This is a genomic window from Anoxybacillus sp. UARK-01 (genome assembly GCF_002075365.1).
GTDB classification, from domain to species: Bacteria; Bacillota; Bacilli; order Bacillales; family Anoxybacillaceae; genus Anoxybacteroides; species Anoxybacteroides rupiense.
Genome location: NZ_NASY01000046.1, coordinates 58,026 through 69,870 on the forward strand (window position 1 = coordinate 58,026; position 11,845 = coordinate 69,870).

An 11,845-nucleotide genomic window follows, 5' to 3' on the forward strand; every position below is an offset into this window, starting at 1 on the left:
CGTGAGACATGATTAAATGTGGGGTGGGAAGTAAATGCGAAGTAAATACGCATCTGTGCAAGATAAAATCATTCAAAGCAAAATCAATTACTTCAAATATTTTCATTTCTTTTTTCAATTTATCATTCATTATTTTTTCACCATTTCTTGCCGTACTTCTTCCCGACAAAAACAAATTTATACTGAAAGGGTTATCCTTAACTCTCTGGAGTTGATTGAAAAAATCCATATGTATCTGTATGAGCAACAGTTCTTTTTTCAAGAAATAGGGATGTTATCAGAAAAATTATCCTTTTTTAGTAAAAACAACGAAAGTTATCATGATTTAAAATGTTTAATGAGTTTAATCCAACAACATCCATTTTTTAAACAAGAGCACAAACAGCTTTTTGAGAAGGTTATCAGGAAAATATTATCCTATTATTACTCACCTGATGTGCAAAATATCAAAGTCGTAGTCGATGCCTCGCTACCTCCTCCATGGAAGCCTAAATATCTAAGCAATCGTTAATATTTCGGAATATCAGGATAAAGGGTGTGATGCAGCAATGAAGTTTCCCGCTATTTCGTTATGTATGATCGTAAAAAATGAGGAAGACTTTATCGAGCAATGTTTGGCTAGCGTAAGCAAATTAGTCAGTGAAATCATTATCGTTGATACGGGATCTACTGATGGCACTTTATCTATCTGTGAAAAATTCCAGGCAAAGATATACCATTATGAATGGAACCATCATTTTGCTGAGGCTAGAAATTTTGGACTTTTACAAGCCAGCGGTGATTGGATTTTATGGATGGACGCCGATGAGCAGCTCGAATCTAATCAAGAGCGCTTGGTCGAGCAATCGGTTGTGCAGACAAACGCACATGTGCTTTTATTTCCTGTTCTTAATTATTATGGAGATCATTTTCCGATTCAGGAAGATCAGTTTTTTTTATATTATCAGCCTCGTTTGTTTCGCAATCATATGGGTATTCGGTTTTATAACAGAATCCACGAGACGATTCAGCTTCCAGAAGAAATTCTCTCATATCATACCTCTGATATTGTCGATGCACCTATTCATCATTACGGCTATATAAAGGAAATTGCTGAAAGGAAAAATAAGTCATCACGAAATAAAGAGTTGATAATGGAAGAAATAAACACTCCTCATCACAGCCCTTGGATTGAATACCATTTGGCAAGCGAATATTATCGTGAAAAGGATTATAGTAAAGCTTTCCTTTATGTAAATGCTTCGATTCTAAATTTTTTGCGTCAACAAACGAAACCACCTGCTATTATTTATCGCTTGAAATACACAATTTTGCTTGAAACAAATAGCATCGACGGAGCTTGGCCGGGCATTGAGAAGGCGTTGCAGTTATATCCGGATTACGTTGATCTGCATTTTATGAAGGGCTATATTTTATTTCAGAAAGGAAAGTATCAAGAGGCATTGGCTTCATTCGAAAAGTGTCTAGAGCTTGGTGAATGCCATCCGAATTACCTTATTTTGAAAGGCACGGGGAGCTTTAAAGCATTGAAATACAAAGAATTATGCTTAAATAGAATAATTGCCCAATCGAATCAATGAGGATCAGAGAGAAAAGTGACAAGCGGTTATGTACAAACAAAGGAATTTTATATAAATGTCATTTTGATATTGAAACATCAGTGTTGATGATCCATTAGTTTACTTAAAAACATAAAATGGTTTAGCTAAACCCCAACTTTTCTGCCTCTTCCCTTGAATAAGAACACCAGCAGGCAAATTCATTTCCCTGTAAAGCCTTTGTTGCTTGAGAAGATTTTTGTTGAGCTTTCTAATTAACAAACCAATAGCTGATGACTACGGCAAAAAAGCGAGGAATCGAGTGATACCAATTGGTCTAACTGATACGGAAAAGATGCCGCTTGGCTCCTTGTATATTTCTTTGGATTTTCATTTTGTATGAGTTGGGGGGATTTGCGTTGAAGAAAGTGTTGTATGTTGGATGGATCGGCTATCAGAATCTAGGAGACGAATTAATGTTTGATTTATTTAAACAGCAATTTTTAAAGCTGGATGGTTCATACAAACTGGAATCCGCCAATATCGAACATCAATTTCTCAAAAATGTTTCTTTTAAAGAGTATGATCTCATTGTTTTAGGAGGGGGATCCATTTTAAGCAGAGAACCTTATTTTGTTCATCCTTATACTGTTGATATTTTACATCAAGCTTTGTCATTGAATAAAAAAATCATGATCTGGGGAACAGGAATTGATTGGGTGCCGAAATCCTATATTCAACAATTAGAAAATCATGAAGAAATACCGCTTGTGGTTTCAGATGATTTTAAATTAAAAACAAGAGAAGTGTTTGAGGAAAGTGCATGGGTTGGAGTGCGAGGGCCGTTAACTTCAAAGGTGTTGCAAAATTTTGGAGTGAAAAATATCCAAGTGAGCGGAGATCCCGGGTTTCTGTTAACTAACCGTAATCTAGATGGTGATCAAGTCCCTCCATTTCATCATCAAGGGAAAATGATCGGGGTTAATTGGGGAACGACCTATAATTTCATTTATGGCCAAAATGAAATAGAAGTTGAAAATCAGTTGGCGAGAGCCTTAAATCAATTAATGGACCAAGGGTATAAAGTGTACTTGTTTATTGTTTGGAATGCGGATTTAGAAGCGGCTGAACGGCTATACAGCAAGTTACACAATAAACAATCTGCCATTTTGGATAAAACACTATATAATCAAGAGGAACTAATGAATATCATTCAACATTTTGCTTTCACAATTAATTTTAAATTACATGCGAACTATCTTTCTTTAGCTTCCCATGTTCCATTTATTGCGTTAGGGTATCGATTTAAGGTATTTGACTTTATCAAGTCAGTAGATCTTGAAGACTATATCATTTCGACGGATCAGGACGACATTACGGAACAAATTTTACATTTGGAATCCAAGATCATGAAGGATCAAACGGCGATTATCAGTAAAATGAAAATGTTTCAATCTTTATATAGTAAGAGGATTCGCGTACCGTTTGAAAACCATTTATACCTCTAATATCGGCCAAAAAATAGCCCCGATATGACACTTCATATCGAGGGCTTTCATTGATCTAGTTAGTTTTTGCTGAAGTTTTCCTTAAAGAAGTTTTCATTATATTGAATTTGCGGATCTGTGGGCTTATACTTCTTCGCCTCATTATGATGAGCAAACGAAAGCTCCTTTTCCCCAATGTGCCAATAGCAGACACATAATTGCAGATGTGGATACCATGTCGAGTAGCTGTTTTCCCTAAACCCTAAAGAATCGTTAAGGTCTACTTCAAGTGCTAATCGATACCAGATGATGGCCTTTTTGAATATGCCTCTTTCTTTGTATAAATCTCCAAGTCGGCAAGAGACTTCCGGTCTAGGGACATCATACATAATGGACTGAACAAGGGCCTCAATTTCTTTTTCCGTATTGCCTAAATGTCTGTAACATGACGCTAAATGAATGCACGCGCGAATTTCATCTTCAATCCATCCTTTTTTCGTTTCCAGAAACTTTTGATAGTATTCGATTGCTTTTTCAAACTGCCCATGATCCTTTAATTCATTAGCATAATAAAATAAATCTCTTGGAGTAAAAGTCTCTCCTTTTTTGAGCCGGTTTTCGTATATCGTTAGATTGCGGCTGCTTTGCAAATTTCCATTTGACTTTTCTGATTTTCTATGTGTAATGGCAATGTCTGATGAAAGAATATTTCCTCCGACTTCTAAATACTCATGAACCGCTCCGATCCATTTAAAATTTCGCGCTCTTTTGACTAAGCGATTTCTTCTGTAGCTAAATGTCGGGTTTCCAGCTTCATCAAAAGCAATATTGTATATCATGGAAACTGCATCCACAGCACCATCGAGCTCTGCTTTAAGTTGTTTAAATTTTTTTTGGTCTTCTTCCAATAGGATGTCGTCTGCATCCATCCAAAATATATAATCCATGGTGGCTTTACTGAAAGCGAAGTTTCTGGCTGCGGAAAAATCATCAATCCATTCAAAATCAAATATTTTCTGTGTGAATTCTTGGGCGATTTCTTTTGTTTTATCAGTTGAACCCGTGTCAACAATAATGATTTCATCACATAAATCCTTGACGCTAGTAAGGCATTGCCGAAGTACCTCTTCTTCATTTTTGACAATCATACATAAGCTAATTTTGTACATGTAGCGATCACCTGCCAAATGTGTAGTCATATTACTTAATATATGATGACAGTATTTGGTTCAATACTGTAAGAACACAGCGAGATGAATGTTTAATTAAACATTTTGTGTGGTTTTTTAGCGATATTCGGGGGCAAAGCCACCAGCTTGTTTTCGTCGCATCAAAAAAGCGTGATCGAGCGCCGAACAGCTGATCATCCGACCATCGAAATCAGGTCATTACTTGAGACAAACGTTGGTACAGCAGGATGTATATCAAACTCCGTTCCACTTGGGATTTTTTTTCATCGGTGACAGCGCTTTTCGACGCATGTTTCCGATTCAACGGTAGGACACTATATTCTAAAGGAGTGTGAAAGCAAATGAGTGTGATCACATCTTTTAAAGAAAAGAAAAGGGAAAAAGAGATCAAATATGAGCGAAAAATGCTCCGTGAGCTATCGTTAGAAAAATTGCAAAAGCAAGCATCTGAATCCTTTCGTCCTTTTTTCCAAGGGAAGTCCACCTTTCCCTCAGCGGTGGAAGATGGATGTATTGACATGGCGATAGAAGCCTATTTACTTGGGGCGAGCTACAGCCGATTTGGCTATTATGGCGAGCCGATTGAATTGGTCAAAAAACGTTCACAGCATGAGGAAAAATACTTGACCGATGCTTTGTTTGATTTTTTATGCTTTTGGACAGATCTTAACGATATTCATATCGGCGAGCCATTATATTATACGTGTGAAGGTTATATTTCCAGCTGGTGGACCGAAGGATTTGAAAAAGGAAAAAAACGCTGGCGCTTAAAACTCCGCTAAAAGGGGTTCTACTTTCTTCTCTTGTCCCATATAAGATAATGAAGGGAAAACGCAGGAGGAGAAAAGATGAAGCGGAAGCGAATGTTATGGATGATCGGTGCAAGTATCGTCCTATTTGCGATCATTTTTCAATATGTCATTTTGGATGTCCATTCTATGAAGTCGTGGAATCTGCCTCTTTCAGGGAGAATTATTATTTTAGATCCTGGACATGGCGGTCCAGATGGCGGAGCAGTTGGCGGCGGAAAAGTATTAGAGAAGGATATTGCGCTCGATGTGGCGAAAAAATTGCGCGATTATTTGCAGCAACAAGGGGCGCTTGTTCTTTTAACACGTGAGGATGATCGAGATCTAGCGGCAGAGGATACAAAAGGATATAGCCGCCGGAAAGCGGAGGATTTAAAAAAGCGTGTTCAGATGATTAATGAATCCGAAGCAGATTTATTTATCAGCATTCATTTGAATGCTATTCCATCTCCGAAATGGAAAGGAGCACAAACATTTTATTATGGAACATACATTGAAAACGAGAGGGTCGCTAAATTTATTCAAGCTGAACTACGTCGCAATTTAGAGAACACAGACCGTTCTGCGAAAATACTCGATACGGTTTATTTGCTGAAATATGCAAAAAAGCCAGGGGCACTTGTGGAAGTAGGATTTCTTTCGAATCCGGAAGAACGCGAGCTACTTAATTCCGATCCATACCAAACCAAGCTTGCCGCTTCTATTTATAAAGGAGTACTGCGCTATTTTTCTAATGAAAAAACTCCTCCTGATTAAGGGAGGATTTTATTTTTACGTTTCATATGGAGCGTGTTTTGAAAAATCGGCACAATCAACTGGTTCAATGATCAGAAAACCATCCGAAGCAGAATTTGGTTCTAAGCTCAGGAGCTGGCTGCACATGTTCCTTTTTCAGAGAGGATTTGTTCCTTTTTTGCATTTTTCTTATAAATCAGTGTGCCCTATCTGCAGACGGAGAGGTTCAATATGTTAAGATCATCAATAGATATGATATAGTAAAAATATGATAACGAATACATAAAAAGGGCTGGTGATGAATCATGATAACCGAACAAGATGTACAAGCATTGTTAGAAAACATACAAGATCCGTATTTAAATAAGCCTTTTAAAGAAACAAATGCGATTCAGGAAATCAAAATTAAACAGGAAAAAGGGCACGTAAGCGTCAAGATTGCTTTAGCGCAGCCGGGAGCAGCCGAACAGCTTCAAGTACAGACAGCGATTGTACAAACTCTTAAAAACGCAGGAGCAACATCTGTCGGTTTGCGATTTACTCAATTGCCTGAAGAAGAAATGGCAAAGCATCAAGGAACAAAAAAACAAACGACATATATCGCCATTGCCAGCGGAAAAGGAGGAGTTGGAAAATCAACGGTTTCCGTCAACCTTGCTGTCTCGCTCGCAAGAATTGGTAAAAAGGTGGGGCTAGTTGATGCCGATATCTATGGATTCAGTGTGCCCGACATGATGGGCATTACCGAGCGGCCCGTTGTGCGCGGTGAGAAAATCATTCCTGTGGAGCGATTTGGCGTAAAAGTCATTTCAATGGGATTTTTTGTTGAAGATAATGCCCCGGTGATTTGGCGCGGGCCGATGTTAGGAAAAATGCTGAACAATTTCTTTAAAGAAGTGGAATGGGGAGATTTAGATTACTTATTGTTGGACTTGCCTCCTGGAACAGGAGATGTTGCCTTAGATGTTCATACCATGCTCCCAGCTTGTAAAGAAATTATCGTTACTACCCCTCATCCGACTGCCGCATTTGTAGCTGCACGGGCGGGGGCGATGGCGCTTCGCACAGAACATGAAATCATCGGTGTGATTGAGAATATGTCATATTTTGAAAGCAAATTAACCGGTGAAAAAGAATATGTGTTTGGCCGAGGGGGCGGTAAAAAGCTTGCTGAAGAACTGCAAACGGAGCTCCTTGGACAGCTGCCACTGCAGCAGCCAGATTGGAACGATGATGATTTTGCGCCTTCCGTATATGGAGAGGATCATCAGATTGGAAAAATATACATGGAAATAGCAAAGAAAATAGCCAAGAAGTGCTAATCTTTATGCCGGCTTACATAAGCCGAACAGTGCTTCCTTATATTCACGCGGACATTTGCCGTTTCTAAGAACATGTAGATGAAATGTGTGACCGCTTGCTCCTAGCCTATCCATTGAGAAGTTTTCTGCGGTGAAACGATGTGTACGTGTGAGGGGAAGAGTATGAAAAAGCCACGTGATGAAAAGCGCTTTCAAACAGAATAACGAGAGACCGTCCTTTTTGTACGGTCTCTCGTTTTGCATTCAATAAGCTTAGAAAAAAGCTACTGGCTTTGGGTTTGCTGATCGCCATCTCCTTCTTCGCTTTCTCCGCCATCTTCATTTGAACCGCTTTGCTTTTTCGTTGTTTGCATATTTTCAGCGGCTTTCATTAACAGATCTTGAATTTTTGCTTTGAATAGCGGACTGTCAAATGTTTCTGTCATAACGGTTTGAAGATGATTGCGAAAATCTTTGCTTTTTAAGACAGTTAAAAACTCTTTTTCCATTTCAGGATTTTGTAAAATGTTTATCATCATTCCTTGGTATTCAGGATCTTTCATCAAGGATTTTATAGTTTTCTCTTGCTCGGTCTTCAAGCTTTTAGCAAAGCTTTCAACGAATTTTGGATCTTGAAACATGGTCTTCCAAAATTCTTCTCCTTTTTTCGAGGTCAAAATTTGTTCAATGGTTTGTTTTACAACCGCTTGATCCATAATCATTTGCTGCTTTACTTTATCTTCTGTCATGACATCTTGAATCGCCTTTTTTCCTTCATCTGTTTTTAAAATATCAACAACCATTTTTTTGATTTGATCATAATCAGGTGGAGCTGGACTGCTTTCTTGTGGAGCGCAAGAACTAAGAACAATAAAAAAACTTACTAAGAGGAGCAGTGTCCAATTTTTCATGTAGTAATAAGCTCCTTTCTGCAAAAGTTCCTTATCTTTAATATGATGTTCCGCTAAAAAAATATACGCTGAACCAATTCAGCGCTAGCGTTTTTAAGGAACGACTGATAAAATTTTAAAGGAATACTTGAGAAATGATGGAGGTTTAGGGTGTGAACAGCCGCAAATGGGTTCGGTTATTTTTGACGACGTTAGGAATTGGTGGAATCACAACAGCGTTAGCTGGTTTTATTATTCGCTGGAGTGAATATGAAAAGCTGTTTATTGAGTTTAAGATTGGTGAACTATTTGCTGTTTTAGTATGGTTTATTGGTTTTGGCTTTATTTTTAGCGTAGTCAGTCAAATGGGTTTTTTTGCTTATTTAACCGTTCATCGGTTTGGCTTAGGAATTTTCCGGTCTGTAGCTCTTTGGAATTCGGTACAAATCGTTTTGATTGCCTTTGTTTTATTTGATTTAATATATTTTCGTTATCAGCTGTTTGCGAAGGATGGAGAATCCATTATTAGCTACATACTGATTGCATTGGGAATTTTGCTCGTAGGCGTGATTGTTGCCGCTGTTAAAAGACAACAAACAAACAAAGAAGCATTTATTCCTTCTTTATTTTTTATGACAGTTGTAACGATCATTGAATGGTTTCCGGCGTTACGCATCAACGATGAAAACTGGCTATATTTGATGTTAATTCCTTTGCTCGTTTGCAATGCTTACCAATTGTTGATTCTTCATAAGCTGACAAAAGATGCTTAACTCATAGTGAATCCGTTTGAGCGCGCGTTGGATCACACGTGCGTTTGGCAAAGGTAAATCGCAACTTCTTTTACGGATACCATTTACATTCATTATTGGTATCGAAGCATGAGGGAGTGTGCCATATTATATAAAAAACGAGGGAGGCTTGTCGATTCACTCAAAGCCTCCTTTAAACATAGTGGCTGAATTTTAACGATCTGAAGACAGAAAAGCCTCTTTACGCATGAGTTAATTCACGTCTTTGCTTTGCGTTTGGCCGTTTTCGATGAGCTCAGAAATGCTGACATTTCGATAACCGTTCTTTTTCATTGCTTCCACAATTTGCGGCAATGCTTGAGGGGTTTGTTTGGCAGAATCAGAAGCGTGAAGCAAGATAATATCACCAGCTTTCATATCATGAACGACATTTTTGACAATATGATTGACGCCCGGATTTAGCCAATCTTTTGAGTCAATGCTCCAATGAACAACAGAATAGCCTAAAGAATCAGCGATTTTTAACACTTTTGTATTAAATTGGCCGCTTGGTGGCCGCAATAACGTTACTTTTTTTAATCCAAGGGTATCAAATACTTTTTTGGCTTTCATTAAATCCTGTCTTATTTGAGCATCTTCAAGCTGAGTATAATCTATGTAGTTGTAGCCCATACTTCCGATTTCATGTCCGTCCTCTTGAATCCGTTTCACAATTTGTGGATGGCTTTCGGCCCATGAAGCGGATAGAAAAAAAGTTGCATTTTTAATTCGGTTCTTTTTAAGTTCCTCTAGAATCGTTAAGGCGTACTGATCTCCCCAGCTAATATCAAAGGTTAGAGCGATTTCGTTAGCGCGCTTTTCGGCTTTATATATCGCTTTGGGGCCGCTAGATGTTGAAAATACCGAAAGATTGATTTTCTCTACATATAAAACAAAAGCGGTGAAAAATGCTGCTAAAATAATAATAAGTCCTTTCTTTAACGAACGACCATTTAAAGCATAAAAACGATGATTCACGGTTCTCCCCCCTTTTTTTATTTCATCAACCCCTGTTATGACCATCTTATGCTTGTCATATCGAATTATGAAACGATACAGCATTTTTTGAGAGCTTATGTTTTACGAATAGAGAAAGACAGCGAAAATAAGTGAATGATTTGTCTAAGAAGGGGAATTGAGCGGGCCAGCTCTAAAAAAGAAAGATGGAGAATTTTTTCCCGCGGTCGTAGGGTTTTTTATTATATGAACGTGTGATAGAGGGCTAATGCTGAAGAACATGAGTTCTTAAAATTTATATAATGTTAAAGCATGCAGATGGATTGTTCGCTATTCACTTACCGTTTTTTATTATGGCTTCAGTCGAATGAAGCAGCCTGTTTCTTCTCCCGACTCTCTATAATCGATAAAGTCGACTCTATGTTGTGATATTATCCCCTTTAAGTAGACAATGTAAAAAGCCCATTTTTAATCGTTGGGTGTTTCACTATACTTGGAGGGAATTTTTTATGGCACGAAAAGGACAAACATTTCACGGTTATACGGCGGAATTCACACAAAGATGTATGAGAATGAGGGAATGAGCTGTCAAGCGGTTGCGAAGAAATTGGACATTCCAAGCTGTACCCAAGTAAAGGTATGGGTGAAAAAGTGTCGTAATGGAGAATCTCTTGGCGATCAACGGGGGAAAACAAGTGAACAGGAATCCATTGGTTGGTCGTCCCCAAACGAAATTTAACAGTATGGAGGAAGAACGGGATTACTTGAAAGCGCAGGTAAAGTATCTAAAAAAGCAGTACCCAATCTTCACAGGGAGGGGGGATTCCAAAACGGAGTCGCTTTGAGATCATTCATGAGCTAAAACAACCGTATCCATTGACTTGGTTAGTAGAAATCGCTGAGATTTCTCGTGCCGGTTATTACAAATGGTGTGTAGTACAGAGAGGAAGAGAGAGACACGGCAACAAAGAGATCAGATCCTAAAGGAGCACCTATTGGCGATTCATCGTTCCTGTCCTTTTTACGGCTATCCGAGAATGCAAGTCGCTTTGAGAAAAGAAGGATTCCATGTGAATCATAAGCGAGTCTATTTCTCCGTGTAAAACAGAACAAGAACTCTATCAAGCCATTGACAACTACAGTATGGTTTTATAATCATGAATGCTTTCAGAAAAAATTAAGCCAGTGTGCACCGATAGAATACCGGAACACACTGGTTGCCTAGTCTTTTTTATAACTGTCTACTTGACAGGGGTCACTTCATTTTTCAGTTATGGTCAAAATTTTGGATTTATCCTGTTTTTATTGCATCATAAAAAGAATGCTGATTAAATGGAAAAGAAAATCATAATCGTATAAAAATGATTGACATTAAAATTTGGAAATGTTATATTATGAAACGTCGTCGAAAGTTATAAAAAATATGATTGACAAGATAATGATCATCATGGTAGTATAAAAAAGTCGCTAATAAGACAAAATGTTCTTTGAAAACTGAACAAAACGAAGCGTTAATCGAAAAATTTCGGTATGGTCAACCGAAATAAGATAATAGCCAATCAACTTTCTTTTGGAGAGTTTGATCCTGGCTCAGGACGAACGCTGGCGGCGTGCCTAATACATGCAAGTCGAGCGGACCGAATAGAAGCTTGCTTCTGTTTGGTTAGCGGCGGACGGGTGAGTAACACGTGGGCAACCTGCCCGTAAGACGGGGATAACTTCGGGAAACCGGAGCTAATACCCGATAACCCTGAAGACCGCATGGTCTTTAGTTGAAAGGCGGCTTCGGCTGTCACTTACGGATGGGCCCGCGGCGCATTAGCTAGTTGGTGAGGTAACGGCTCACCAAGGCGACGATGCGTAGCCGACCTGAGAGGGTGATCGGCCACACTGGGACTGAGACACGGCCCAGACTCCTACGGGAGGCAGCAGTAGGGAATCTTCCGCAATGGACGAAAGTCTGACGGAGCAACGCCGCGTGAGCGAAGAAGGTCTTCGGATTGTAAAGCTCTGTTGTTAGGGAAGAACAAGTGCGGTTCGAATAGGGCCGTACCTTGACGGTACCTAACGAGAAAGCCACGGCTAACTACGTGCCAGCAGCCGCGGTAATACGTAGGTGGCAAGCGTTGTCCGGAATTATTGCTGTC

General features: G+C 38.9%; 12 protein-coding genes and 1 rRNA gene. 10 read left to right on the top strand and 3 right to left on the bottom strand.

What is annotated here, in order from left to right; translation table 11 throughout:
• Positions 1–34: 34 nt before the first annotated feature.
• The 3 genes from B6A27_RS12040 (at position 35) to B6A27_RS12050 (ending at position 3,046) form a co-directional block, all read left to right on the top strand.
• Positions 35–511: a hypothetical protein gene (locus B6A27_RS12040; protein WP_066150267.1), complete on the top strand. Its 477-nt coding sequence runs from the start codon at positions 35–37 to the stop codon at positions 509–511.
• A 37-nt stretch (positions 512–548) separates the two neighbouring features.
• Positions 549–1,580: a glycosyltransferase family 2 protein gene (locus B6A27_RS12045; protein WP_080862227.1), complete on the top strand. Its 1,032-nt coding sequence runs from the start codon at positions 549–551 to the stop codon at positions 1,578–1,580.
• Between the two features lie 386 nt (positions 1,581–1,966).
• Positions 1,967–3,046 (top strand): polysaccharide pyruvyl transferase family protein, encoded by a 1,080-nt coding sequence (locus B6A27_RS12050; RefSeq protein ID WP_236631841.1) that lies wholly within the window; start codon positions 1,967–1,969, stop codon positions 3,044–3,046.
• 59 nt (positions 3,047–3,105) lie between these two features.
• Here B6A27_RS12050 and B6A27_RS12055 read toward each other — a convergent pair whose 3' ends face one another.
• Positions 3,106–4,194 carry a glycosyltransferase gene (locus tag B6A27_RS12055; protein WP_066150276.1) on the bottom strand — a complete coding sequence of 363 codons (1,089 nt, stop codon included), beginning with the start codon at positions 4,192–4,194 and terminating at the stop codon, positions 3,106–3,108.
• A 362-nt stretch (positions 4,195–4,556) separates the two neighbouring features.
• On the opposite strand from B6A27_RS12055, the gene B6A27_RS12060 reads away from it, so the two are divergent.
• From B6A27_RS12060 to B6A27_RS12070, 3 genes are all read left to right on the top strand, one after another.
• Positions 4,557–4,997, top strand: coding sequence for a DUF2521 family protein (locus tag B6A27_RS12060; RefSeq protein ID WP_044744916.1), 441 nt, complete (start codon positions 4,557–4,559; stop codon positions 4,995–4,997).
• A 90-nt stretch (positions 4,998–5,087) separates the two neighbouring features.
• Positions 5,088–5,780, top strand: coding sequence for an N-acetylmuramoyl-L-alanine amidase CwlD (gene cwlD, locus B6A27_RS12065; protein ID WP_369818780.1), 693 nt, complete (start codon positions 5,088–5,090; stop codon positions 5,778–5,780).
• Between the two features lie 284 nt (positions 5,781–6,064).
• Complete coding sequence (locus B6A27_RS12070) at positions 6,065–7,081, top strand: Mrp/NBP35 family ATP-binding protein (RefSeq protein WP_044744918.1); 1,017 nt, start codon at positions 6,065–6,067, stop codon at positions 7,079–7,081.
• A gap of 263 nt (positions 7,082–7,344) precedes the next feature.
• On the opposite strand, the gene gerD is transcribed toward B6A27_RS12070, so the two are convergent.
• The gene (gene gerD, locus B6A27_RS12075) at positions 7,345–7,971 is read right to left on the bottom strand and encodes a spore germination lipoprotein GerD (protein WP_044744919.1); all 627 of its coding nucleotides are present in this window, start codon (positions 7,969–7,971) and stop codon (positions 7,345–7,347) included.
• Positions 7,972–8,123: 152 nt separating this feature from the next.
• Here gerD and B6A27_RS12080 point away from each other — a divergent pair, with 152 nt between their 5' ends.
• On the top strand, positions 8,124–8,723 hold the full coding sequence (locus B6A27_RS12080; protein ID WP_044744920.1) for a KinB-signaling pathway activation protein: 600 nt from the start codon (positions 8,124–8,126) through the stop codon (positions 8,721–8,723).
• 231 nt (positions 8,724–8,954) lie between these two features.
• Here B6A27_RS12080 and pdaB read toward each other — a convergent pair whose 3' ends face one another.
• Positions 8,955–9,764, bottom strand: a complete 810-nt coding sequence (gene pdaB, locus B6A27_RS12085) for a polysaccharide deacetylase family sporulation protein PdaB (protein WP_080862229.1) — start codon at positions 9,762–9,764, stop codon at positions 8,955–8,957.
• Between the two features lie 514 nt (positions 9,765–10,278).
• Here pdaB and B6A27_RS19120 point away from each other — a divergent pair.
• The 3 genes from B6A27_RS19120 to B6A27_RS18840 all read left to right on the top strand — a co-directional run.
• Positions 10,279–10,437, top strand: coding sequence for a hypothetical protein (locus B6A27_RS19120; RefSeq protein ID WP_236631840.1), 159 nt, complete (start codon positions 10,279–10,281; stop codon positions 10,435–10,437).
• Between the two features lie 187 nt (positions 10,438–10,624).
• Positions 10,625–10,801: an IS3 family transposase gene (locus B6A27_RS19390; RefSeq protein WP_080862230.1), complete on the top strand. Its 177-nt coding sequence runs from the start codon at positions 10,625–10,627 to the stop codon at positions 10,799–10,801.
• Positions 10,802–11,265: 464 nt separating this feature from the next.
• A 16S ribosomal RNA gene (locus tag B6A27_RS18840) occupies positions 11,266–11,845 on the top strand; the annotation flags it as partial.